The following is a 24,542-nucleotide window of genomic DNA, read 5'->3' on the forward strand; positions in this document are numbered from 1 at the left end:
GAAAGTCAGATTTATCCGGGATACACTCCCCAGTCTATGTATGAGCACGACAGCTGCCGAAGAGGAACTCTCCGAGGACGAGCTGCGGGGGCTGGAACTTATCCGCGAGACTGGTGGGATCCACCAGAGCAACTTCTGGAAGGAACTCGACGTCTCCTCCCGAAAGGGGAGCCGGATCGTCGAGAAACTGGCCGATAAAGAGCTAATCAACCGGGAGGAGACGGTCTACGACGGACACAACACCTACCTGCTGTCGCCGACTGCAGCGGATCTGGACTTCTCGCTGCTAATGGCCGGCGACCAGCTCTCGCCGTTTATCGGCGACGAGGAGGTCGACCCACAGAGCGACGCCTTCTCGCAGTTCGTGATGAATCTCGCCTACGAGGAATAAGTAAAAAAACGCCGTTCTTTTCTATTCGTCTTCGAGAGCGTCGGCGATACGATCCAGCGTGCGCCGGACATCGTGGACCTCGTCGCGGAGTTTGCGGACCTCGCGGACGAGTTCCTCGTTGCCTGCGTCGCTTTCTTCACCGCGTGGACCGCCCGGGCCGCCACCCATGCCGCCAGGGCCGCCGCCCATCATCCCGCCCATCATCTGTGCGAACGGGTTGCCACCGCCGCCCATGCCACCACCGCCGCCCATGCCGCCCATCATCTCTTCGGGTGGGCCGCGCTCGCCTTCCTCACCTTCGCCTTCCTCGGCGCGGCGCTGGCGGATCTCCTCGACTCGCTCGCGGAACGATTTCTCCTCTCCCTCCTCGCTGTCTGCCTCTGCCTCTGTCTCTGCCTCTTCTTCAGGTTCGTCGGACATACAGATCCTTTCTGCTGCGTGCCAGAAAAGGGTTCCGTCACCCGGAACAGAACAGTTCAGGGCCACCCGACCGGGTTCGACGCATCGAACTGTTTTTGTCCGCCCCCGGGTTAGCAACGCCCGATGGAGACACTCGTCGTCGGTGCCGGCGCGATGGGGCGCTGGTTCGGCACAGTTTTGCAGGAAAACGGCCCGGAGTCCGCTCATCTCTCCTTCTGTGACACCGAGCGGGCCAGGGCAGTCGCGGCGGCCGACGCTGTCGGCGGGGAGGCTGTCACACCCGAGACAGCCACTGCCGCCGATCTCGTCTGTATTGCAGTCCCGATTCCGGCGGCACCAGACGCAATCGAGAGCTACGCGGAGTGTGCAACGCAGGCAATTGTCGATCTCACAGGCACGATGGAACAGCCACTCGCGGCGATGCAGTCGGCCACGCCGGCGTGTGAACGTGCGAGTTTCCACCCACTCTTTGCCCCCGAAAACGAACCGGGCAACATCCCAACGGTCGTCGACGAAGGCGGCCCGACAGTAGACGCGGTGCTGACTGCGCTCCGGGACCGGGGAAACGACGTCTTCGAGACGACGGCGAGTCGCCACGACGAACTGATGGAGACCGTCCAGGCCCGGACACACACCGCAGTGCTCGCCTTCGCGCTGACTGGCGAGGCGGTCCCCGAGCAGTACCACACCCCGATTTCGGCCGGGCTGGCCGATCTCGCCGATCAGGTGGTCGACGGGGAGGGCCGCGTCTACGCCGATATTCAGACGGCATTCGAGGGAGCCGACGACATCGCAGACGCGGCAGCGGAGATCGCAGCTGCTGACAGAGCGACGTTCGAACAGCTGTACGATCAGGCGAAAACGGCCCGCACTGGGGGAGACGAGGAGTCGTAATCTGATGAAAAAAACACAACGCAACCAGGTCGTCGACAACGCGAGGTATCTCAGAGAGGTCAGACCGATCGATCCCGAGGAGATCCACGAGTACATCGAGGGACAGCCACACCCGGCTGCTGTCCGACAGGTGCTCCGTGAGCAGGCGGCCGATCTGGGGCTGATCGAACGCGAGGATGGGCGGTTCGAACCCGCGAATGACGATCCCGTGTCGGTCGCGTTCGACGGCGTCGAGCGACTCCCCGAACCGATCGCCCACGCGCTCGAAGCACAGCTCGTCGACAGACTGGGGCCGGGTTGGCCGGATGGCACTTCGGGCGATCGACTCCGGGCGAAGATCCGGGATTTCAAGCGGCGGTATCTTCGCGGGGAGACAGTTACCTACGACGAGGTAACCGCGCTCGGCTACGCGATCTATCACCTCCCGTCGTACTTCGCTGCGACACAGTACGTCCTCGCGGAACTGATCGAGGACGAACTGCTCGGGGGACATCTCCGCGTGCTCGATGTCGGTGCCGGCGTCGGTGGGCCGGCGCTCGCTGTCGACGACTTGCTCGGAGCAGAGACACTCGTCGATTATCACGCGGTCGAGCCGAGCGCGGCAGCCGATATACTGTCGGGGATGCTCGACGAGACTGGTCGGAACTTCCACCCGACCGTTCACCGCGAGCCGATCGAAGCTGTCGACTTCGACGGCCAGTTCGATCTGATCGTCTGTGCGAACGTCTTCTCGGAACTGGACGACCCCACCTCGGTGCTCACATCGTTGCTCGATACGCTGGCCGACGATGGAACGGTCTGTGCGCTCGCGCCGGCAGACCGCAACACTGCGATAGGGCTCCGGCAGATCGAGCGTGCAGTCGAGCGCGAGGCGGGCGCGAACGTCTACAGCCCGACCGTCAGGCTCTGGCCGAATGCACAGCCCGAAAGTACCTCCTGGTCGTTCGACCGTAAACCGGATCTCGAAGTACCGGCTTTTCAGCGCCGACTCGACGAGGGCGAGCGGAGCGGGGATAGCTACAGAGCCACGGAAGACGAGGACCGTGCGCCGGGTGACGACGAGTTCGTAAACGTCGACGTCCAGTACGCCTACTCACTCCTGCGAACGGATGGCAAGCGTGCGATCGAGTTCCAGCCCGACAGAGGCCGGGTGGCGAAGATGGCCGAGACGGAGAAACACGTCACCGACCGGATCGACTACGTGGCGATCAAACTGAGCAACGACCTCTCCGAGGACGGAAACCCGCTCTTTCTGGTCGGGGACGGCAGCGAGCTCGTCGATCACTTCGCCGTCCTCACGAAGGAATCGACGCTCAACCGCGACCTGACCGACGCGGCGTACGGCGACCTGCTGCAGTTCGAGAACGTGCTCGTGCTGTGGAACGACGACGAAGGGGCGTACAACCTCGTCGTCGACGGCGAGACCATCGTCGACCGATTCGCGCTGTGAGAAGCGGCACCTTCTTGCTGCTACCAGTTCGAAAAGAGGCATGGACGGGCTGGATATCCTGGTCACCAACGACGACGGGGTCGACGCTGTCGGATTTCAGGCGCTCTACGAGGAGCTCTCGACGATCGGAAACGTGACGGCCGTCGCGCCGGACGACGATCAAAGCGCAGTCGGACGCACCGTCTCGGAGTCGGTGTCTGCCCACAGTCACGAACTCGGCTACGTCGTCGAGGGCACGCCGGCCGACTGTGTGATCGCGGGCCTTTCCTCGCTGTTACCGGAGACAGATCTCGTCGTCGCTGGCTGTAACCACGGTGCGAACCTCGGGGCTGGTGTGCTAGGACGGTCGGGGACAGTAAGTGCGGCAGTCGAAGCTGCCTTTCTCGGGGTGCCTGCACTGTCGACCTCGATGTACGTTCCGAACCCACACTGGGAGAAAACCGACGGGCTCTCGATCGAGCAGTTCGACACTGCAGTTCGGGCGACAGCCTATCTCGCCGAGCGGGCGCTACAGGACGACGTCTTCCAGACTATCGACTATCTGAACGTCAATTCCCCACTTGCCGACCGGGCCACCGGGGAGATGCGTCTCACCTACCCCTCCGAGGTGTACGAACTGTACTCCGAACAGGACGAATCGGAGATACGAATCCAGAACTCGATCTGGGAGAAGCTGGATCGTGGATCCATCCCCGATCCGGAAGGGACCGACCGACGGGCGATCCTCGAAAACTGTATCAGTGTCTCTCCACTGACCGTCACACAGGCAATCGAAGAGAATTCGGCTCTCGACGGTCTCGTCGCGGAATTTTCGAACCTGAGCCACCAGTGACATCCGACGCGTCACTCATAGCGATTCTTGCCAGTCTGTACTGCCGGGTATAGAGATACTTACGCTTTCAGGGTCGAAGCAGCCTGGTCGGGGCCGTATCGAAAATTATTGCGATAATCACTATCACAGATCCCGGGATCTCCCGAGATTGAGCAGTTCCCCTCCACAGGCGGTACACAGCTGCGTCTCTGGCTCACTGACGCGCTCGCCACAGCTAAAACATTCGTACAGTTCTGTCTGTTGTTCAGTTACATGTGGTCTCATATATCATAATAGGTGCCAGCTCTATATCATCTCTCCCCTAGGAGTCCTAGTATTGTTCAAAGATATATCGATCCTACGGTGGACAAACGTCCAGAAACGGAAGAACTTGTGCCAGCGGCTCTTCCGTGTCGACCTCCCAGCTCGCCCGGTGTTTTCACAACGAGAAGTCAATGGTTGGTTTTTATACTAAATTCCTGCATAGCAGTGAGTGGAGGGCGAAACGGTCGGTCAGAGACAGGGTGGCCTCAGACCCTCCAGAGGCAGACCGGGACAGACGAAGCGGACAATTCGGGACGAGGGATCCACAGACGGCTGGTTTTCACCACCAAGTGGATTAGTGTTACACCTGTCAGAGGCGCCCGGCCACGTGGGCCCCACGTCCCAGCTTTCTCGTATACCCTAATACTGGTGGCTGTAAGAAATGAACGAATTTCGACCCGACGTGGTGTTGAATATTTTGACGAATTTACAGCCACCAGTATAAACAATATTTCATGGATTGATCAATAAAGAATAAGCTCTGTCGTGGTGTATGTTCACGTATGTCGACACAGAGTCAGCGAAAACGGTGTCACGGCTGTCAGTTCGAAGCAGCCGCCGGCGACGACGAGTGGGAACGGATCGCCCACCCGTCTCTGGGGGAACTCACGCAGTGTCCGGAGTGTGGGAGTACAGACATCAGAAATTTCGGGTGACCCGTCGGCCTGACGTCACAACCGACCAGTCGCAGCCGTCAGCGTCGCCGCGAGGCCGACCAGTACCAGAGCGCCCGACGCGATGGCGTTGATTAGAGTATCGGAGTGCAGGGTGGGGACCGAGCTGATATCGGCCGCAAAACCGAAAACGACGCCGACAGCGACGAGCGCAGCGCCGATTAGCCCGAGTGCGACACCGCCGGCGATGCTCAGGGGGGTCGTCTCCTCCTGATTTTCGAAGGCCGTCGAGACCTCGGTCTGGATGTTGTCGGCCACCTCGTCTTCGAGTGCGGCGATCCGGTCGCCGACGACTCTCTCGATCCGGTCGATTCGGCCATCGAGCGATTCGCCGACCCGATCGTCGACGTAGTTTTCCAGAATTGCTTCGTGCTCGTCGAGTTTCTCGGCACGTTCGGCGAGTGTCTGTTCCTGCGCCTCGATGGCAGCCTCACGTTCGTCGAACTCCGTGGTCCGCTCCTCGAGAGTGGCCTCCCAGTCGTCTAGCTCGGCTTCGCGGGAGTTGAGTTCCTGACGTTTTGCCCGGATCTGCTCGTCGCGTTCGTCCAACTCCTCCGCACGACTGTCGAGTTCGGCACGGATCTGCTGGAGCCCGCGTTCGCGCTCGTCGAGTGTCTGTTCCCACTCGTCGAGTTCTTCCTCGCGGCTCATACCTTCGGTATCCGGTCGCCCCGTTTCTTCGTCCTCGACTGTTTTGTCTTCCCAGGAGTCGTCAGAGCCCTGATGCTCCGTTTCACCTGCGTCATCGGGATCAGCTGTCTCGACGGTTTCCGATGTGTCTCCTGGCTCCGAGTCGGTTTGCGTCCCAGTTTCGGCGACTTCTCTGGTTGGTTCCGCTATATCAACAGGGCCTGTTTCCGGCGAGTCGGACGCTGTCTCGTCTGTTTGCTCCTCGTCCGACGACTCCGTCTCTGTCGGATCGTCAGCTGGAGGGTCAGGGTCGTTACTCATCGTTGCTCATCATGTTCGCACCCCGTCACCTAACCCTTTGTGCTTACCGGCAGGACGAACTAATTTAAAAGGCCGTCGTACCGCGGGACAGTTCTCATACGACCCGTTCCCCAATTATCTAGTACCGGGCGAATACTAGGGGACGCCCGGTATGCTGGGGACTCACGTCTGGCCACTTGCCACCAACCGTCTGGGTTCCGCGCATCCGCGCGGCTGTATACCCTCTTTCCTGCTTCATACTGGTGGCGATACGAAACTGAAGAATTTCGACCCGAAGAACCGTCAGTACTCCCTATTGTCGCCCGAATAGTCGCTTGAGAAGCGGCCGGCGGTACGGCGTCTCGGCGAGGAGAACACAGCAGTCGACTGTGTTCACCACGTCGAGATGAAGCGAGTTCGAGGCGAGGCGAGCGAGCATTCCACGCTCGGAAGCGCCGATCATCACGAGCGTACGGTTGGCGGCCTCACGTCCGATTACCCTCTCGACGTCACCGGAATCGTCGACGATGATTTCAGCATCTTCGAGTCCGTGTTCGGCCGCCCACTCTGTGAGGAACTGCTCACCATCGTCGCGCTCTTCGGGTCCGTCGACGACGTGCAGGAGACTGATGTTCGAATCGGCAGCGTCACGGAGCGCGCGTGCGACGTCGGCGCTGAGATCGGAGTCCGGACCGCCCGCTGTTGCAAGCAGCACGTCCGAGACGTCGAGACCACGATCTTTGAGGACCAGGAATTTGCACGGAAGCGTTCCGGTGAGCTCCTCGATCGGGTGTGCGCGTTTGACCGTATCCCACGGTTTGCCCTCGTCCCAACCCATCACGACGAGATCTGCCGCGTCGCGTTTGCCCTGATGGAAGATCTCTTCGAATGCGTCGTGGGTCACCACTGTCGAAATTTCCGGCTCGATATCGAAGGCTCTTGCCTGTCTGCGATACCGTTCCATCTGGCGTTCAGACGACTGGATGATCCGCTCACGGCTGTCTGCGTTGGACTGGAAGCCCTTGTTTGTGGGTTGCTGGACGATGTGGACGAGATGGACCGACGCGTTGTCCTGCTGTGCTGCGTAGGTGTAGGCTAGTTCGACGAGTCCGCTCTCGGTTCGTGGATTCGAGATCGGAACCAGAATCCGTTCACCCTCTGCTTCCCGGTTGATTTCGGCCTCGTGGGTATCCAGCAGCGGGACGTACGACCGACCAACCCATCGGCCGAACAGCCACTCGGGTGCCGTGAGTCGGCTAATTCGCCTGGGGCCGCCCACCTGACCGAGCCGGTGTTCACTGGTCTGGTAGTAGTTGACGACAGTCACCAGGATCACGCCGCCGGCTGTATTCCCCAGAAACACGGGCACGACGAAATCGAACAGACCCACAGCCAACCCCACGTTGCCGTGCAGATACAGGTAGACCATCTCGGTAAAGGAGACGACGGAGTGGTACAGATTTCCGAGTGGGATACAGAGAAAGGCCAGATAGATCACGGCCAGCCGGGAGATCGTATCGCGTGCGGCGTACTCGACCCAGACGACGCCCGCGACGATCAGCCCGGCGAAAGCACCCTTCACGAAGAGGTTCCAGAACGTCTCGTCGACACCCTTCTGTGAGATGGTGATCGCCGCGTCAGCGGCTTCGGGGGAGAGCACGCCCGTGTAGGCGAGGGCGACAGCACCGAGTGCGCCACCGGTGAAATTCCCCAGTGCGACGACTCCCCAGTTGCGAAAGAGTGCCGGGATGCTGGCGAGTCGTTCGAGGGTGAGTGCGACCGGAGGAAGTGTGTTCTCGGTGTACAGCTGGTAGCCACCGAGAATGATGTAGATAAATCCGATCGGGTAGAGGATAGACGAGAGGATCGGATCGCCGCCGGTCGTCCCGTACAGCGAGGCGTAGACCAGAAACGTGATGGTAATCGCCATACCACCTGCCAGCGCACTGAAAAACAGTTCTCGGCGGCCCTCCCGGATCTCCTCTTCGGCAGCGGCGATTATCCGCTGGAAGATCTCGTCCGAAGAGAACCGATCGCTGACGACTGCACCCTCGGACGGGACGCCGTGTTCGGATCGGTCGGCCGCTCTCTGGGGTCGCTGTCCGGACTCGTGATCGTCACCATTGTCGGTCTCTGTCCCGTTCACTGGGGCATCTGGCTTGGCCATTCAACTGATCGAAGATAATACGGGTCAGGTAAAAACCTCTTTTGAATACCCGTCGCTCTCTGAGCCAGAGTCGCACGGGTCTCCGCATCGGAGTGAGACCGCGCGAACGCACGATTCGTGCCCGGCACAGACCGAACTCGTCCGGTCAGGGATCGATATCGGTCACGGTTCCGACACCTTTGCTCTGGCCTTCTCGGAAGACGAAGCGCTGTCCGTCTTCGATCAGATAGGATCGGAATTTGAACCGGACGCGTGCGCTGCCACCGTCCCCGGGGAGCAGATGGCCATCGTCGGGATGAATCGTGGCCGCCTCACTGATCGTTTCGAGGTGGATCACCGGTTCGTAGCCATCTCCGATGTGTGTCGGATGGTTGAGCACCATGATTTCGGCCTCGAACTCCCGGACTGGTCGGGGATCGCTGGCTCGCGGGACCAGTACCATCCCACGGTCGATCTCGCTCTCGTCGACGCCTTTCAGTGCGATACCGACGATCCGACCAGCCTGGGCAGATTCGACGCGATGGTAGTGCATCTCGATACTCCGGACCTCGACCGCCCGGAACCGACCGTCTGGCATCGGCCCGAGCAGGAGTTCGTCACCCTGTTCGACCGTCCCCGACCGGATCGTCCCCGAGGCGACAGCACCGACACCCGTGACGTTGTACGTCCGGTCGATGTACATCTGGAAGGACTCCTGACTGTCCGTCCGTCCGGTCTTGGGGAGTCGCTCGAACAGCGTATCCAGCGTGTCGAGTCCTTTCTCTGCGACGGCGCTCGTGGTTACGATCGGCACCACCGTTTCGCTGATCTCGTCGAGTGCGGCCTCGACGCCGTGTCGTTCGATCCGTAGCGGCGAGCGCTCGGCATCCCGGAGTAGCCGTTCGATCTCGCGTTCGACCTCGGCGATGCGCTCCTCGTCCACGATATCGGCTTTCGTGATCGCGACGATCGTCGGCAGTTCGGTCGCGAGCAAGATTCCCAGATGCTCCCGTGTCGTCTGTGTCGGCCCGTCGTCGGCCGCGACTGTCAGGAGTCCGTAATCTAGTTTCTGGCCGACGAGTCCCCGGATCGTCGTCCGTAGCCAGGGCTCGTGGCCGACGGTATCGACGAAGGAGACCAGCCGGTCTGCCTCCTCGACGATGCTCGCCCGGTCACCTTTCCGGTGGGGGTTGTCCATCCGGATCGCCCCGTCCTCGTCGAAGCCGTAGACGCCGTAGGAGAGATCGGCGGAGAGCCCCCGCTCGATTTCGTGGGGCCGGACGTCCAGATAGCTCCGCGTGCCACCCTGTCCGTCGTCGGCTTTGCCAGTCACGAGCGAACCCACGAGCGTGGATTTCCCGTGATCGACGTGGCCAGCCGTACCGACGACGATGTGGTCGTCGTCCTGCATGACGGGACCTTCCTTGACCGTCGCCAGCCCGACGAGATTACCCTCCACGTCGGCGTCGCGCCAGTCGACACCCCAGGTCTCGACGTCAGCGATGTGGGCATCCGCTTCCTCTGCCAGAAGCGAGAGCACGTCCATCGACTCCGAGAACTCCTCCTGTGGGATGCCCGTGATCTGGCCGTCGTCGGTCACACCGATCACGTAGGTTGCGGTGCCATCACCGGAGAGCACTCTGTGGCGAAGCTGTGCAACCAGGCTTTCGAGGCGTTCGTCCGCCAGATGGAGATCTTTCGTGAGCCGTTCTTTGAATTCGACACTGCCACCCTCCTGTTCACCGTGTTCGACGGCACGTTCCAGGGCGGCTGGTTCCGGGCCCATGGCGTGGGGTTACATGCCACTGCCAATAAGCGTTCCCCGGCCGTGTTAATCGATAGCACACTAACTTCTCCCGAATTATTAGAACACGGACGCCTATCAGGCCCGCTTCTGGATCTCCTCTCGCAGCACGTCACTGACGACGTCGCCGTCTGCCTTCCCGCGCAGCGCACCCATACACTCGCCCATCAGCGCGGAGAAGGCACCCATCCCCTCCGCTTCGACCTGCCCTTCGTTCCGTTCGACGACCTCGACGATCGCCTCCCGGACCTCGTCTTCGCCGGCACTGCCGAGTCCTTCCTGCTCTGCTGCCTCCGCGACAGAGAGTTCTGGATGTTCGGCAACGGCCGTCAGAAGGTCCGGAACCCCCTCTTTTGCCAGTTCACCGTCTGCGAGCAATTCGAACAGCTCCTCGAAGTGGCTGTCTGTGAGCTGGTCGACGGGGACATCTTCACGGCGCAGTTCCGTGACGGTCGATTCGAGTGTCTGTGCAGCGAGCGTGGCATCGACGCCCATCGCCACCGCCTGCTCGAAGAGATCCATTCTGCGCCCGTAGGCGACCTGCTCGGCCAGTGACTCGCCGAGACCGAACTCCTCCTGATACCGGGTGACGCGCTCGGTCAGCAGTTCGGGCGTGTCGACCTCGGTCGGGTCGGGTTCGACCGGTGGTACGTCCGTCTCGGGGTACATCCGTGCTGCGCCGGGGAGCGGACGGAGATACCGCGTCGTCCCGTCCTCGTTCGCACCGCGGGTCTCCTCTGGCACGCCGTCGAGCGCTGTCTCGGCACGCTCCTGGACGGCCTCGATCGCGAGCTGTGCGGTCTCCGGATCGTCCGCGACGAGCGCGACAGCATCATCCGGCCCGGCACCCACAGCCTCCCGCAGTGTCTCGACTTCGTCCTCGGTGACGCCGTATGCGGGTAGTTCGTCGGTGTGGAAGATCCCGCCGGCACCGTGTCGTTTCGCGTGATCGGCGAACTCGGTGCCGAGTCGTCGGTCGGGCTGGATCTCCCGGCCGACGATGTCATCGAACCCGAACAGTGGGACGGCCATCGCCGTCCCACCGCCGGAGAGGGCACCGCCGATAACGCCGCTGTCGGTCCCTTCGAAGACCCCGGAGACGTCCTGGATTTCGCCGACACTGCCCTCGCGCTCGGCGAGGTCGTCGGCGATCGTGAGCAGTTCGTCCTGGCGTCGGACCTCGTTGCGGACGATGTCGTCGATATCGTCGAGGCTCTGGACACCTTTGATTTCCACGCGCGCTCCGTTTGCAATCGAGACGTTGACGTCCTGCCGGATCGTTCCCAGTCCGCGTTTGACCTGGCCCGTCGAGCGCAGCAGCATCCCGATCTGTTCGGCGGCCTCGTAGGCCTGTTGGGGTGTCGAGATATCCGGCCGCGTTCCGATCTCGACGAGCGGAATTCCCAGTCGGTCGAGGCTGTACCGGACGCCACTGTCGGTCTCCTCGACTCGCTGGGCGCTCTCCTCTTCTAACATCAGATCCTCGATGCCAACAGGGCCATTTTCGGTTTCGATAACGCCGTCGGTCGCGGCGAGCATCGTGCGCTGGAAGCCGGTCGTATTCGAGCCGTCGACGACGATCTTGCGCATGACGTGTGCCTGGTCGACGGGGTCCATATCCAGCAGCTGTGCGATTTCGAGTGTGACCTCCATCGCTTCTTCGTCGACGCGCGCGGGCGGTTCGTCGTCCTCTTCGACGAGACAGGTCGAATCGTAGGCGAGATACTCGAACTCGCGGTCGACACGACTCTCCTCGACGGCAGCCTGGTCGAGTTCGCCGAGTTCGCTTTTCGTCGGATGCAGATACCGCGTAAACGACCGTGTCGACGCCTCCGGGTCACGGAGTTTCGTCGGACACGCACAGAACAGCTTCGTCTCGGTGTCGAGTTGCTGGTGGATCTCCAGCCCCGCGACGAGACCGAGTTCTTCGTAGTCGTACTCGCTCATTAACTTGCGGTGGGTGACCCAGCGCCAAAAAACGTACTATACCGCCGGCTGATCCGAAACGACGCCCATAATGACAGAATACTATAACGAACGGCCAGAGAGGGGGAAACCACGGTACATCGGTAGAATTCCACCAAACAGAGCAGATTTTCGGTGACGTACATTTATAAGCATCATTCTTAGCACTGAGAACAACCAGACGGATTTACAAGTCCCGAGTTTATTGTGGAGAGCATGGGAGCGGTGGAGCAATCGAGCGGGGTAGTGGAGTCGTACCTGTCGACACTCGAGGAGTCTTACGGCTCGTTTTCGATCAACCAGCGGACTGTCGCTCTCTCGGCCGAACAGTACACCGAGGAAGACGATCGGGAGGCGACCGTCGAGCTACAGATACAAGTCGAGAACGAAGACGCGGAGGTGTTATACGTCGAAGAAGGCGGAACGCTCACGTTGCCGTCGACGACAGTGTCGATGGACGAGTCACTCGAGCCGACAGTGAAATCGACGGTCGCAGAGAAAGCCGGGATCGAATGCCGGATCCAGGAACTAGACACTGTCACGATTCTCGGCTTGCACAATGCGGACGATGGCGAGTCTGAGACACTGTATCGCCTCGCAGTGATCTTCGAAGCGACACACGAGAGCGGGGCAGTAGACGAACAGGCGATCTGGAAGGAGGAGAACACCGAGCGCAATCCTGTCTTTGTCTGATAGTGTTTGTTGCGGTAATTTTTGTGACCACGTCACAGATATCGGTGTTTCACGCCGTGTAACCGATATCTTGTTGCACCGTCGCGGTAAAGACTCGCAACAAGCACTATGAGAGGCAGCTGCCTGGATCACTAGATGACGCCAGTGCGGACAGCAGCCTCGCGTGCGGCTGCTTCCCTGATGCCATCACCGAGGATCGTGTACCGATCCCGGATCTCGTGGGCGGTGGTCAGTGCTTCGATCACGGTCTCTTCGTCGATACCGAGCCCCTCCGCAGTCGTCGGTGCACCGATCCCCTCGAGTGCGTCCCGGACGTCACGCCAGTCCTTCTGATCGCTACCCTGGAGATAGGCCGTGATGATAGAGCCGACGCCGACCTGATGGCCGTGCAGGGCGGTATCGGGCGCGAGCTGATCGAGTTTGTGGCTGAAGAGGTGCTCGGCGCCGCTTGCTGGCCGCGACGAGCCAGCGATGCTCATCGCCACCCCGGAGGAGACCAGCGCCTTCACGACGATCCAGGCGGACTCTTCGAGCCCGGGTCTGATCGAATCGGAGTTCTCGACGAGCATCTCTGCGGTCATCTGTGAGAGCGCTCCGGAGTATTCGGAGTACTCGACGTTTTTCAGGCGGTGGGCGAGTTTCCAGTCACGGACGGCCGTATAGTTGGAGATAATATCGGCACAGCCTGCGGTGGTCAACCGCCAGGGTGAGTCTGCGAGAATCTCCGTATCGGCGATGACGGCGAGTGGCGGGTCGGCGGCGACGCTGTGGCGGGTGTCGCCCTCGGGGACAGAGCCACGGCCGGAGACGATGCCGTCGTGGCTGGCCGCCGTCGGGACCGAGACGAAGCCGAGTTCGCCGTCTGCGGCCGCCATCTTGGCAATATCGATCGCTTTCCCGCCGCCGACGCCGACGAGATAGCCGGGTTCGACTTCCCGCGCGCGATTCCGGACTTTCTCGATCGCGTCGAAACTCGCCTTCTCGACGACGACCACTTCGGGTTCGGGCCCGATCTGAGCCAGCTGGTCGACAACCTGGTCGCCAGCGACCTTCTTCGGGGTTGGACTGGTGACTACCAGCGGTTGCCCCGTCAGGTGGCTCCGCGAGACGACGTCGGCTGTCTGTGCCAGCACACCGTGGCCGACGACGACGCTGCGGGGCAGCCGGATCCACTTCGATTTTTCGAACATAGCTGGATATCTGGGGCGACGAACATAAGAACTGAGGATTGTCGCTTTTCGGACCACCGGCATGCATCGGTGGGTTCAACTCGCTCGGGCTCTTGAGATAGCGTAACAGAGTCGTCGACAGGTATACGGAATGGACTCGACCCCGCCACAGCCCGACCTCGACTGGTGTCACGACGCGGTCCAGGGAGTCTCGCGTACGTTTGCCGTCACCGTCGACGTACTGGAAGAGCCCATGTCCTCCCAGATCTGTCTGGGGTATCTCCTCTGCCGTGTCGCCGACACCGTGGAGGACGCCGGCCACATTCCACCACCTGCGCAGGTAGAGTTGCTGGAGCAGTACGACGCCGCACTCGATCCAGAACGTGCCAGGACGATGGCTGATTTCCGCGAGGCGGTCGACGAGTGGTTGCCAGCGCCGGACAGCCGTAGCGACGACTGGCAGGTCGTTGGAAACGCCGAAACCGTCTGGGCCACCTTTCGGGAACAGCCCGAGCCGGTACAGACGGCGATACTCCCGCCGGTCAGGGAGATGATCGACGGGATGGCGTTGTTCATCGACCGGTACGCGACACGGGGCGGGCTCAGAATCCAGGATCGTGCGGAACTCGACGAGTACTGCTACTATGCCGCGGGGACGGTCGGAATCCTCATCACGAACCTGCTGACACGCGGTGAAATTTCCGAAGCCCGCGAAAAAACCCTGTACAACTCGGCCGAAGAGTTCGGGCTTCTCTTGCAGCTCGTCAACGTCTCGAAGGACGTCTACGACGATTTCACCGAAGAGAACAACGTCTACCTCCCGGCAGCGTGGCTCACCGAGGAGGGTGTCGAACAGAACGCCGTGATCGCGCAACGAAACAGGGGGGCAGTGGCGAAAGTCATCCGTCGGACGGCAGCCCACGCCCGGAGCTATCTCGACGAGGCAGGGCGGTATCTGGAGGCGATGCCGCTCGTCCACGGAAACACGGTCGCGGCCTGGCTGGTTCCGTATCTTCTCTGTGTCGGGACCCTCCGGGAGGTCGAGCAGCGACCGGCAGATGCAGTCACAGACAGGGACCTCAAGGTGTCGAGAGCCGAGGTCTTCGCCGTGATAGATGCCGCCAGGGGCGCGAATCAGGACTCCATCTCGGAGCTGCGCCAGCGGATCGCACAGGAGCCGTATCACAAGGTCGTCCAGCAGTAGCAGCCCCAACCAACGGCATCGAAAAGCCGTTACGCTCAAGCCTGCAGACTGGTAAAAGCCGGATATGTCTGTCACAGTCGAACTCGTCGGTGAGGAGAGCCACGAGGTCGATGTCAGTGGCAAGACGTATGCGGATCTCCTCGCGCCGTTCGAGGTGAGCAAACACGAGGTATCGATGCTGGTCGACGGACGACCGGTACCGGAGGATCAGCCAGTCGACACCGGGGTCGAACGGGTCCGGATCATCCGGCTCATCCAGGGCGGCTAGATGGAGATCCACAACGCCGATGCTGCCGATCTATCCGAGATTGCGGGTATTCTCGACGCGGCCTATCTCCAGATCGATATCGACTCACTCCGGGATCGCATCTCTGTCGGGACTGTACTCGTCGCAGAAGCGACTCGAAACAGTGCCGCCGACGCTGAACACACAGGGGCGGTACTCGGTGTGCTCGTCCTCGACGGCGAGACGATCACTGCAATCGCCGTACGTCCGGGTCGACGTGGACAGGGGATCGGCTCGGCGCTCGTCGGCGAAGCGAAAACACGTCAGGAGCGCCTGATCGCCGAGTTCGATCCGACGGTTCGGCCATTCTGGAAATCGGTCGGATTCGTGGTGAGCGAACAATCCGGTTCGGAGCGACTCCGAGGTATCAGTCGCTGACGGACACTGTTCGTCGAAAAAGGCGAAGGGGGATTGGGGCCGCACCTCGCGAGGGATTGGCGCCGTAGAGTTCCCGTATCGGGTTGCGGGATCAGCCAGGAGTAGGGGTCCGCGGAATTGATACGGAGACTGCTCGTGGACCACCGGCATAGCGTCGGCGGTTACGGTGACTCCGCATGCAGTCTATCAGACTTCCTGTGCGCGCTGTTTCGCGACTTCGGCGATGCCCGCGTTCGCAGAACAGCCCGGGCACGCGCGGATGCGCCCGTACTCGTCTGCGAAGACGCGAGCAAACCGGTCTGAAACGTGCGCGCCGCAATGGTTACACTGTGGCATCGTATATTGACCGGCCTCACTCTGCCGGCGATATACTGTAGTGGCTGTACATAAATAGGAGTGGTACCTTACATGGAAGGTAGTTTCTGCGGCCGCCAGAACAGTCACCGAGATTCACTCACAGCGCCGTCAGCGCGGGCCGAATCGAGTTGCCGGGCGATCAGTCCGGCCTGTGCGCCGGCCGTGAAGCCAGCATCGACGTTGACGACTGTGAGTGCAGTACAGGACTGTAGCATACCGCTCAGCGCTGCCTCACCCTCGCCACCGTGGCCGTATCCCGTCGAAACCGGAACGGCGATGATCGGAACGTCGACGAGACCAGCGAGCACCGTCGGGAGCGCGCCCTCACGGCCGGCTGCAACGACCAGCACGTCTTGCTCGCGGAGGCGTGGCAGTTGATCCAGCATCCGGTCGAGTGACGCGACGCCGATGTCGTCCACACGCTGGACCTCGGCCCCCATCTCGACGGCGATGGCGGCTGCCTCGCCTGCCGGAACAGCGTCGGAGGTTCCCGCAGTCACGATCCCGACCGATGCATCGAGATCCGGCTGCTCGAAGGACGGTCCGTGCACGATCAACGTCCCCGAACGGTCGTCGAACTGGAGACTCGCGTCCGGGTGTGAGTCAGCCAACTGCTGGCGGATGGCGCTAGCTGCCTGCTGGTCGACTCGCGTTGCAATCGCCCGATCCGTCGTCTCGACACTCGCCTCGACGAGTGTTACCAACTCCTCGATTGTCTTGCCACTCGCGAGTATTGCCTCGGGGACGCCACTTCGCTGTGTCCGGGCAGCATCGAACCGTCCGGCGTCGCTGGTCACGTAGCCACGGAGTTTCGCTTCCGCGGCCGCGGGTGAGAGTTCCCCGTCTGCGAGGGCTTCGAGCACGTCGCGCATAGTGGATTCTCGGCTGGCAGCCACTCCTGTGTGTCGATCCAGGGCCGAAATCTGTCCGTTTTCGCGAACAGCCGGCAGAAACCGCCGGCGAAACCCCGTCAGACCGCCTCAGACCGGGTATGAACGGGAAAGCTTATAAACGATCCTCGAAAAGGGGCGCCTGTATGGCAGACCTAATTGTCAAAGCCGCCGTCAAAGAAGAGCTCGACGACATGAACGTTGCATCCGACTTCTACGCCGCTCTCGACGAAGAAGTCCAGGAGCTGCTCGAAGACGCTGCAGCACGAGCAGACGCAAACGACCGAAAGACCGTCCAGCCGCGCGACCTCTAAGGCTGACGGCTTCTCCACGCGATATTTTTTATGGTGTGACGACACGAACTCCGTTAGCTGTGCCGACGTGAATCTCGGCTGCGAGTCCGACGAACAGGCCGTGCTCGACGACACCGGGGATCTGTGAGAGGGTGGTCGCCAGTTCCGCGGGCACATCGATCGTTCCGAAGTCACAGTCTACGACGAGGTTGCCGTTGTCGGTCACCACAGGACCGTCTTTGTGGGCTGCAGCGCGCAGCGTTGGCTCGCCACCGGCGGCTTCGAGCGCGTCCGTGACGGGCTGGCGCGCAGCGGGGAGCAGTTCGATCGGGACGGGATGTTCGAGTGTCTCCGCTTCTTTCGTGGGATCTACGACGACGAGCAGGCGGTCTGCTGCGCTGTCGACGATTTTCTCGCGGGCGTGGGCTGCGCCGCCGCCTTTGATCAGGTTTCCGTCGGCAAACTGATCAGCGCCGTCGATCGCGATGTCGGGCGTGGCCTCGTCGAGTGTCGTGAGCGGGATGCCGGCTTCGCGGGCGTTCGCCCGCGCCTGGAAGGATGTCGGGATGCCCTGGATATCGAGCCCGGCGTCGACCTGCTGGCCGAGTTTGTCGATGGCGTGTGCTGCCGTGCTCCCAGTCCCGAGGCCCACGATCATGCCATCCTCGACCTGCTCGGCTGCGCTTTCACCAGCACGTCGTTTCGCTTCGTCGGAGCCGCCGCGTTTCATACCTGGTTGCTCTCGGTGGATCTTCAAAAGGGTTCCCACGTAGTCGGCGACGCCTGTCGGGTGAGTTCGAAACGTATATTTGTACCACTGGGCAAGCAAAGAATGCGTGTCCGGGCTGGGGTAATGGTATCCTTTGGGCTTGTGGTGCCCAAGACGCGGGTTCGATTCCCGCGCCTGGACCTTCTGACGACGAGTGTATACGAGGAGTCGAAGGTCCACCGCAAGGGAAGCGAACCCTGGAAGTCGCAGCTCGCGCAGTGAGCAAAGCGAACGAGCAAGACCGTCTTCGAACGGTTCGATTCCCGCGCCTGGACTTTCTGGCGAGGAACGGACGTGACGAGCCGAAAGTCCAGCGTAAGCGGATCGAACCCCGAGAGTCACAGCCCGCGCAGGGAGTGAAACGATCGAGCAGGAATGTCTCTCTCCGGTTCGATTCCCGCGCCTGGACCTTCTTGCGAAGAACGAATGTGATGAGCAGAAGGTCCACCGCAAGGGGAGCGAACTCTGGAAGTCGCAGCTCGCGCAGTGAGCGAAGCGAACGAGCAATACCGTCTTCGAACGGCTCGATTCCCGCGCCTGGACTTTTTCCGAGGAGCAAAGCGACGAGCGGGAGCTCCACCGTGAGAGAGTGATGTCCCAGAGTCGTAGTGGATCGAAAACCTCTCAGAGTCCGTTTAGCAGCACGGTAGTCGCGACGGGACGGTTACACTGTGATTATCGTATAGTATTCAGTGTATACCTTTGCCCATACCGCAGAGCCGTATGCTACATGTCCAGTAGCGATTATACCGTCTGCGTGACCGGCGGTGCAGGGTTTATCGGCTCACATATCTCCGAGGCATTGCTCGAAGACGGCCACGAGGTCGTGGTCATCGATCCGCTCGATCCGTACTACGATCCACGGATCAAAGAACACAATCTGTCCATCTGCCGGGACGCTGGCGGTGATCGGTTCACCCACATCGAGGATACGATCACGGACGAGGAACTCGTCGATCGCGTGTTCGGGGAACACGAGTTCGATTTCGTCTATCACCAGGCAGCGCAGGCTGGTGTGCGAACGAGCGTCGAGAACCCGAAAAAGCCCCACGAAATCAACACGACGGGGTTGCTTAACGTGTTGCTGGCTGCTGATGAACACGACGTCGAACGTGTTATCAACGCCTCCTCGTCCTCCGTGTACGGGAAACCAGATTATCTCCCCTACGACGAAGAGCATCCGAACTACCCCCAGAGCCCGTACGGTGTGACGAAACTCACAGCCGAACACTACTGCAAAGTCTGGAACAACGTCTACGATGTGCCGACGGTGAGTCTCCGGTATTTCACCGTCTACGGGCCCCGGATGCGCCCCAATATGGCAATTTCGAATTTTGTTTCTCGCTGTGTAAATGGTGAGCCGCCGATCATCTACGGCGACGGCGAGCAAACGCGAGACTTCACGTATATCGACAATGTTGTCGAGGCCAACCTGGCACTGTTGGAGACCGATGTGGCCGATGGTGAAATTCTGAATATCGGGTCGACGGACAATATTACGATCAACGAGCTCGCCGATCATATTATCGAGGAGACTGGTGCTGATGTCGAACGCGTCCACGAGAGCGGTCGCCAGGCGGACGCTCGGCACACGCACGCTGACGTCTCGAAGAGCAGGGAATTGTTGGAGTATGAACCAACTGTTTCGATCCGGGATGGTGTGTCAGATTTCCTGGACTGGTATGAAGCGAATCGGGACTGGTACGAGCCGTTAGTGCGATCCTCCTGAGAGTAGCTACGACTATCAGACGAGCGATGCCCACGAATTTAGCCGATCTGTACCAGATTATGTGATATGGATGCTGTAGTGCTCGCTGCAGGCGAAGGGACCAGATGACGCCCGCTGACCGAATACAAACCGAAAGGAATGGTCGAAGTCGCAGGGAAACCGATTCTTCCACGCTGTTTCGAACAACTGGTCGAATTAGGTGCGGAACAGATAGTTGTTGTCGTTGGCTATCTAAAAAAATAATCCAGTACTACGGTGATGAATTCGAGGGAATACCAAATACGTACACTCATCAGGGTGAACAAAACGGGTTAGCACACGCGCTCTTGACGGCTGAAGAGCAGATCGACGACGATTTCATGTTCATGTTTGGAGACAATATCTTTCAGGCAAATCTCGAAGATGTTGTTCGTCGCCATCGTGAGGCCCGTGCCGACGCAGCCTTCCTCGTCAAGGAAGTTCCCTGTGAGGAAGCAAGTCAATACGGTGTGCGTAAACCCAAGTACGGTAAAATAACAGATGTTATGCAAAAGCCGGAAGAGCCACCCTCGAATCTCGTGATGATCGGATTCTACACATTGACGACTGCGATTTTCCACGCCTATTATCTGGTCCCACCGTCCAATCGTGGGGAGTACGAGATCAGCGAGGCAATCGATCTATTGATCCAGAGCGGTCGAACGATCGATACAATCGGACTGGACGGCTGGCGCATTGGCGTCGGTTATCCGGAAGTTCGTGATGAAGCCGAACGGCGGCTGGAATCGGGTGTCGAAGCAGAGAGTGGCAACTCGAGTAGTTGAAATCGAGAACCTCGACAGCTCATTCTCATACGCAGGAGTACAATGGGATGAGTCCTATCAGCCCCCCGTTCTCCAGATAGCAGTTGATGTTGTACTTCTTTGCTGGTATCTGTCAGCAAACCACACCGCAGGAGGTGGTTCGCTAAAGAAACAGTATAAATATATGTTCTAAAGTCTCCAAGCCAGTTCCGATACGTACCACCTTTTCCGTACCCTTTTGAACTATCGCACGTAATCCCGATTCGATGAAAGTCTCGGTGGTGGTATGCACCTACTCCGAGGATCGTTACGAAGACTTCGTTGGAGCAGTAGATAGTATACGGCGCCAAACGTACGATGATATCGAGATTGTCATCGTAGTAGACGGAAATAAAATTGTGTACGAACGCGTCCAAACTAACTATGACGCCGAAGGTGTTCTCACCCACTGCAACGACAACAATATCGGGTTGCTGGAAAGTCGAAACAAAGGGGCCGAACTTGCAAATGGTGATATCGTTGCGTTCATTGACGATGATGCAATCGCAAATAAACAGTGGGTCGAGAAACTGGTATCCGTCTATGAGCAACGAAATGTCGAAGCTGTCGGTGGAAGAATGACACCCATATGGGTCGCCGGGAAACCCTCCTATCTCCCGGAAGAATTCTACTGGCTCGTCGGTGTGACACACCGAGGATTCGGCGATGAAGGCGAGGTTCGAAATACTTTCGGTTCGAACATCTCGTTTCGTCGAAATGTGTTTCTTGATCTTGGAGGATTCGATCCACATATCGGTGGCCGACAGGGCGACAAAAACCTGCAAGGCGGCGAAACAGAACTTGCCGCACGGCTGCGAACAGAACTAAACGGGACACTCTACTACAAACCGGGTGCAGAAGTAGGCCACAAGGTATTCGAGTATCGAACCGAGCTCGGATGGCTCCTTCGCAGGGCCTTCTGGCAAGGATATTCAAAGCGAGGTATGGAAGTGCTCGTTCCAGACTCCGGTGATGAAGAGACAGCATTTCTCCGTGATTTACTGTTGAAATTCATACCAGATCGTCTCGAAAAAACCCTAACAGGTCCTTCATTCACTGAAGCACAGAAGTGCGTGATGCTCGTCGTTTTTACTGGATGTGTGGGGCTTGGGTACCTGTATGGGTGCACAAAATGGCGGTAAGACTGTCCCATTTCAAGATTCTTCGTTCACAGTGTCGTTATGATATGGAACCTACTTGTACAAGTCGTATAGTACGAGCGAACCGGAAAGCTGATAACCCGTTCACTCTATGAATTATGACCACAAAAGCCCAACTATAGAGCTAAAACACAACCGTGGGCGTACCGGTCAGCCGTCAATTTAAAACAATACTACAACTGGGGTCTGCTCGCGAGGTCAGTTAGATCTAGCAACGGCTTCCTTCACCTCCATTTTTCGTTTTGAATTACTTAGTATACGCCTGAGAGTGCCATAGAACTCTTTACACACCATAGTCCGACTGATTACAATTATAATAGACTATTAGCTCAAAAGTACGTGCACTCGGTGTACGGTGTTTAAAATCAATTAGAGAGTGCCCTTTCGTTTCCGAATAATGATTTCTCGCACCTGTTCAACGTGGTTCGTCTCGAATTGAATGAATGCTGTGAGGATGGCTTCGATGATCTCGGAGCGGTTGACTCCGAGATCGTCACACTCAGCGAACAATTCATTCGCCTGTCGCACGATTTCCTGGTCAACAGCGATTCCGAATCTCTCTTTCGCCATAGCTAAAGTAAGCTGAGAACAGTGTGCACTAAGTACACGACGATTCCAATTTGTCTGAGCTGATTCAGCTATCCATATGAACTCTTCTACGACACGCTGATACTCCTTGTAAAGTACTGCATTTTTATGTGATGATAGCCCTACCAACGCCTTGATTACGATCGGACAGAGAAATCTGGTATGACGAAACGTAACGTGAGTGTCGCAGAACCGATTCTCGGCAAACAAGAGTACGAAAACATCGAGCAAGTTCTCGATTCTGGACGTTTTCTCCAGGGACCAATGGTCGAGAAGTTTGAACAGAAGTGGGCTGAATTCGTAGATGTCGAGCACGCAGTAGCTGTCAGCAATGGTACGGTCGCGATCCAACTCGCACTCAACGCCATTGGTTTAGAACCCGGGGACGAGGTGATCGTCCCCTCACTCACGTTTGGATCGACCGCCACGGCCGTCGTCCATCAAGCGGGTGTCCCAGTCTTTGCCGACATTGATCGAGACCTGTACACGCTCGACCACACCGACCTAGAGCGGTGTCTCACCGACCGAACCGAAGCGATCATGCCTGTTCACTTGTATGGACATCCTGCCGAGATGGACGAAATTTGCGCGTTCGCCGATGAGCATGACCTCGCAGTAATTGAGGATGCCGCACAGGCACACGGTGCACGATACCGGGGAGAACAGGTCGGTTCAATCGGTGACGTGGGGTGTTTCTCCTTCTACGCGACAAAAAATATCACCTCCGGTGAGGGTGGAATGGTAACTACTGATCATGACGATATCGCAGAACAGATCCGCCTACTCCGGAGTCACGCCATGCCTGACCGCGACAATCACGTCGACCTCGGGTACAACTACCGGATGTCCGAACTCCAGGGTGCGATCGGGTCGGCCCAAGTCGATCGACTTGCCGAGTTCAACGACCGCCGACGCGAGATATCCGAACGTCTTCTCAAGGAACTTTCGGATATCGACTGGCTCGAACCCGCTACCGTCCGTGACTACGTCGATCACGCGTATTTCTGGGCACCGATCGAAGTGGATCCAGACGTCGCTGGTATGACCGGCAAGGAAATCTGGGAAGAACTACAGGAGCGTGGTGTCGAGACTCGCCACCGCTACGTTGATCCGTTGTACGAGCAGCCGGTTTTTCGGGAACACCGCGGATTCAACTCCGAGTTCCCATGGAGCGTGAACGAAAACGACCACGACTACGATCTCACCCTACCGAACGTCGAGGCGGTGGCAGGTAACACGCTTGGACTCCCGAATCACCCCGGTCTCGACGATGCGGATGTCGATTATGTCATCGACACCGTCCAGGAGTTCTCCGAGACACTCGAGTGACTCGACATTTTTCGGTTCCAATACCTCACGGAGACCGACGGATTCATAACTGGTGTGTTGCATCATTGGCTTAATGCGAGTACTCATCACCGGCGGTGCAGGCTATATCGGTAACTATGTCGTCGAGGAGGTTCTCGAGAACGGGCACGAGGTTCGCGTGCTTGATTCGATGCTCTGGGGTGACGACGCACTCGATCCATACAGTGGGCACGAGCGACTCGAAGTTCGGGAGGGTGACATTCGCCACATTGAGGATCTATCCTACGCGATGGAGGACGTCGACGCTGTCATCCACCTCGCTGGCATCGTAGGCGATCCGGCATGTGACGTTAACGAACAGGCCACGCAAGCGGTCAACATCGAAGCGACAAAGTCACTCGTCGAAGTCTGCAAACTTCACGACATCGAACGGCTTGTATTTGCCTCGACCTGCTCGGTCTACGGCGCGAGCGAGCTGATGGAGCTAAACGAGGGATCGTACCTGAATCCTCTCTCGCTGTACGCCGAGTCCAAAATCGACTCGGAGGAAATCATCCTCCACGAGACCCACGACATGTTCAGGGGCAACGACATCACACCCACTATCCTGCGCCTGGGTACGATCTTCGGCTGGTCGCGCCGGATGCGCTTCGACCTGGTGGTCAATCTTCTCACTGCAAAGGCAGTGCTCGAAGACGACATTCCCGTCTACGGCGGCGAGCAGTACCGCCCACTCGTCCACGTCCACGACGCGGCACGCGCGTTCGCGGCGGTACTGGAAGCGCCCGATGAGAAGGTCAACCATCAGATCTTCAATGTCGGCGACAACGACCTCAACTACCAGATCAAGGAAGTCGGGCGTATCGTTGAAGAGAACGTCGAGGGCGCGGAGGTCCGTTTTGTCGAACACAAAGAGGACGACCGGACGTATCGCGTGAGCTTCGACAAAATTAATTATATTCTCGGATGGGAGGCTGAATACGATATTGCAGATGGGGTACAGGAGATCAAAGAGTGGATGGCCGAAGAAGGGATTACGGATTACGAGCGAGATAACTTCAGGAACTCAGAATATCCTTATATGTAAA

The 24,542-nt window shown here is 59.1% G+C and carries 24 protein-coding genes, 1 tRNA gene and 1 pseudogene; 16 read left to right on the forward strand and 10 right to left on the reverse strand.

Annotated features, from left to right (window positions below; translation table 11 throughout):
• Positions 1 to 40: 40 nt before the first annotated feature.
• Positions 41 to 391 (forward strand): helix-turn-helix transcriptional regulator, encoded by a 351-nt coding sequence (locus EOW68_RS03905; protein ID WP_128223880.1) that lies wholly within the window; start codon positions 41 to 43, stop codon positions 389 to 391.
• Positions 392 to 412: 21 nt separating this feature from the next.
• Here EOW68_RS03905 and EOW68_RS03910 read toward each other — a convergent pair whose 3' ends face one another.
• Positions 413 to 811, reverse strand: a complete 399-nt coding sequence (locus tag EOW68_RS03910; RefSeq protein WP_128223881.1) for a hypothetical protein — start codon at positions 809 to 811, stop codon at positions 413 to 415.
• A gap of 123 nt (positions 812 to 934) precedes the next feature.
• On the opposite strand from EOW68_RS03910, the gene EOW68_RS03915 reads away from it, so the two are divergent.
• From EOW68_RS03915 to surE, 3 genes are read left to right on the forward strand one after another with little or no spacing between them, the layout of a single operon-like run.
• The gene (locus EOW68_RS03915; protein ID WP_128223882.1) at positions 935 to 1,705 is read left to right on the forward strand and encodes an NAD(P)-binding domain-containing protein; all 771 of its coding nucleotides are present in this window, start codon (positions 935 to 937) and stop codon (positions 1,703 to 1,705) included.
• Between the two features lie 4 nt (positions 1,706 to 1,709).
• Positions 1,710 to 3,155, forward strand: a complete 1,446-nt coding sequence (locus EOW68_RS03920) for a small ribosomal subunit Rsm22 family protein (protein ID WP_128223883.1) — start codon at positions 1,710 to 1,712, stop codon at positions 3,153 to 3,155.
• A 40-nt stretch (positions 3,156 to 3,195) separates the two neighbouring features.
• Positions 3,196 to 3,987 carry a 5'/3'-nucleotidase SurE gene (gene surE / locus EOW68_RS03925; protein ID WP_128223884.1) on the forward strand — a complete coding sequence of 264 codons (792 nt, stop codon included), beginning with the start codon at positions 3,196 to 3,198 and terminating at the stop codon, positions 3,985 to 3,987.
• A 123-nt stretch (positions 3,988 to 4,110) separates the two neighbouring features.
• On the opposite strand, the gene EOW68_RS03930 is transcribed toward surE, so the two are convergent.
• On the reverse strand, positions 4,111 to 4,251 hold the full coding sequence (locus EOW68_RS03930) for a rubrerythrin-like domain-containing protein (protein ID WP_128223885.1): 141 nt from the start codon (positions 4,249 to 4,251) through the stop codon (positions 4,111 to 4,113).
• Positions 4,252 to 4,793: 542 nt separating this feature from the next.
• On the opposite strand from EOW68_RS03930, the gene EOW68_RS18440 reads away from it, so the two are divergent.
• Positions 4,794 to 4,946, forward strand: coding sequence for a hypothetical protein (locus EOW68_RS18440; protein ID WP_431358732.1), 153 nt, complete (start codon positions 4,794 to 4,796; stop codon positions 4,944 to 4,946).
• Between the two features lie 15 nt (positions 4,947 to 4,961).
• Here the strand turns inward: EOW68_RS18440 and EOW68_RS03935 are convergent, their stop codons facing one another.
• From EOW68_RS03935 to gatE, 4 genes are all read right to left on the reverse strand, one after another.
• On the reverse strand, positions 4,962 to 5,915 hold the full coding sequence (locus tag EOW68_RS03935; protein ID WP_128223886.1) for a hypothetical protein: 954 nt from the start codon (positions 5,913 to 5,915) through the stop codon (positions 4,962 to 4,964).
• A 292-nt stretch (positions 5,916 to 6,207) separates the two neighbouring features.
• Positions 6,208 to 8,061 carry a formate/nitrite transporter family protein gene (locus EOW68_RS03940; protein ID WP_128223887.1) on the reverse strand — a complete coding sequence of 618 codons (1,854 nt, stop codon included), beginning with the start codon at positions 8,059 to 8,061 and terminating at the stop codon, positions 6,208 to 6,210.
• Between the two features lie 145 nt (positions 8,062 to 8,206).
• Complete coding sequence (locus tag EOW68_RS03945; RefSeq protein WP_128223888.1) at positions 8,207 to 9,826, reverse strand: GTPBP1 family GTP-binding protein; 1,620 nt, start codon at positions 9,824 to 9,826, stop codon at positions 8,207 to 8,209.
• 96 nt (positions 9,827 to 9,922) lie between these two features.
• Complete coding sequence (gatE, locus tag EOW68_RS03950; RefSeq protein ID WP_128223889.1) at positions 9,923 to 11,791, reverse strand: Glu-tRNA(Gln) amidotransferase subunit GatE; 1,869 nt, start codon at positions 11,789 to 11,791, stop codon at positions 9,923 to 9,925.
• Between the two features lie 264 nt (positions 11,792 to 12,055).
• On the opposite strand from gatE, the gene EOW68_RS03955 reads away from it, so the two are divergent.
• Positions 12,056 to 12,502 (forward strand): hypothetical protein, encoded by a 447-nt coding sequence (locus EOW68_RS03955; RefSeq protein WP_152035115.1) that lies wholly within the window; start codon positions 12,056 to 12,058, stop codon positions 12,500 to 12,502.
• A 131-nt stretch (positions 12,503 to 12,633) separates the two neighbouring features.
• Here EOW68_RS03955 and EOW68_RS03960 read toward each other — a convergent pair whose 3' ends face one another.
• Entirely contained in the window at positions 12,634 to 13,692 is a 1,059-nt protein-coding gene (locus tag EOW68_RS03960) for an NAD(P)-dependent glycerol-1-phosphate dehydrogenase (protein WP_128223891.1), read from the reverse strand.
• A gap of 130 nt (positions 13,693 to 13,822) precedes the next feature.
• On the opposite strand from EOW68_RS03960, the gene EOW68_RS03965 reads away from it, so the two are divergent.
• The 3 genes from EOW68_RS03965 (at position 13,823) to EOW68_RS03975 (ending at position 15,539) form a co-directional block, all read left to right on the forward strand.
• On the forward strand, positions 13,823 to 14,875 hold the full coding sequence (locus EOW68_RS03965; protein WP_128223892.1) for a phytoene/squalene synthase family protein: 1,053 nt from the start codon (positions 13,823 to 13,825) through the stop codon (positions 14,873 to 14,875).
• A 64-nt stretch (positions 14,876 to 14,939) separates the two neighbouring features.
• On the forward strand, positions 14,940 to 15,143 hold the full coding sequence (samp2, locus tag EOW68_RS03970; protein WP_128223893.1) for a ubiquitin-like small modifier protein SAMP2: 204 nt from the start codon (positions 14,940 to 14,942) through the stop codon (positions 15,141 to 15,143).
• Positions 15,144 to 15,539, forward strand: a complete 396-nt coding sequence (locus EOW68_RS03975) for a GNAT family N-acetyltransferase (protein WP_128223894.1) — start codon at positions 15,144 to 15,146, stop codon at positions 15,537 to 15,539. It begins immediately after the preceding gene.
• A 186-nt stretch (positions 15,540 to 15,725) separates the two neighbouring features.
• Here EOW68_RS03975 and EOW68_RS18445 read toward each other — a convergent pair whose 3' ends face one another.
• On the reverse strand, positions 15,726 to 15,875 hold the full coding sequence (locus EOW68_RS18445) for a DUF7563 family protein (RefSeq protein ID WP_431358733.1): 150 nt from the start codon (positions 15,873 to 15,875) through the stop codon (positions 15,726 to 15,728).
• A 104-nt stretch (positions 15,876 to 15,979) separates the two neighbouring features.
• On the reverse strand, positions 15,980 to 16,768 hold the full coding sequence (larB, locus tag EOW68_RS03980) for a nickel pincer cofactor biosynthesis protein LarB (protein ID WP_128223895.1): 789 nt from the start codon (positions 16,766 to 16,768) through the stop codon (positions 15,980 to 15,982).
• A gap of 164 nt (positions 16,769 to 16,932) precedes the next feature.
• Between larB and EOW68_RS03985 the strand changes: the two genes are divergently transcribed.
• Positions 16,933 to 17,100, forward strand: a complete 168-nt coding sequence (locus tag EOW68_RS03985; protein WP_128223896.1) for a DUF1931 domain-containing protein — start codon at positions 16,933 to 16,935, stop codon at positions 17,098 to 17,100.
• A 28-nt stretch (positions 17,101 to 17,128) separates the two neighbouring features.
• On the opposite strand, the gene rpiA is transcribed toward EOW68_RS03985, so the two are convergent.
• A complete protein-coding gene (gene rpiA, locus EOW68_RS03990; RefSeq protein ID WP_128223897.1) occupies positions 17,129 to 17,809 on the reverse strand; it encodes a ribose-5-phosphate isomerase RpiA in 681 nt (226 codons plus the stop codon).
• A 109-nt stretch (positions 17,810 to 17,918) separates the two neighbouring features.
• Here rpiA and EOW68_RS03995 point away from each other — a divergent pair.
• The 6 genes and pseudogenes from EOW68_RS03995 (at position 17,919) to EOW68_RS04020 (ending at position 24,541) form a co-directional block, all read left to right on the forward strand.
• Positions 17,919 to 17,989: transfer RNA gene (locus tag EOW68_RS03995), tRNA-His, on the forward strand.
• 589 nt (positions 17,990 to 18,578) lie between these two features.
• Positions 18,579 to 19,577, forward strand: a complete 999-nt coding sequence (locus tag EOW68_RS04000) for an SDR family oxidoreductase (protein WP_128223898.1) — start codon at positions 18,579 to 18,581, stop codon at positions 19,575 to 19,577.
• A gap of 114 nt (positions 19,578 to 19,691) precedes the next feature.
• Positions 19,692 to 20,380, forward strand: a pseudogene (locus EOW68_RS04005) (sugar phosphate nucleotidyltransferase).
• A 245-nt stretch (positions 20,381 to 20,625) separates the two neighbouring features.
• Positions 20,626 to 21,540, forward strand: coding sequence for a glucosyl-dolichyl phosphate glucuronosyltransferase (gene aglG / locus EOW68_RS04010; protein ID WP_128223899.1), 915 nt, complete (start codon positions 20,626 to 20,628; stop codon positions 21,538 to 21,540).
• Positions 21,541 to 22,308: 768 nt separating this feature from the next.
• A complete protein-coding gene (locus EOW68_RS04015; protein ID WP_128223900.1) occupies positions 22,309 to 23,475 on the forward strand; it encodes a DegT/DnrJ/EryC1/StrS family aminotransferase in 1,167 nt (388 codons plus the stop codon).
• Between the two features lie 73 nt (positions 23,476 to 23,548).
• The gene (locus tag EOW68_RS04020; protein ID WP_128223901.1) at positions 23,549 to 24,541 is read left to right on the forward strand and encodes an NAD-dependent epimerase/dehydratase family protein; all 993 of its coding nucleotides are present in this window, start codon (positions 23,549 to 23,551) and stop codon (positions 24,539 to 24,541) included.
• Position 24,542: the final 1 nt, after the last annotated feature.

The sequence above is a fragment of the Halovenus amylolytica genome (assembly GCA_004015825.1).
Classification (GTDB): domain Archaea; phylum Halobacteriota; class Halobacteria; order Halobacteriales; family Haloarculaceae; genus Halovenus; species Halovenus amylolytica.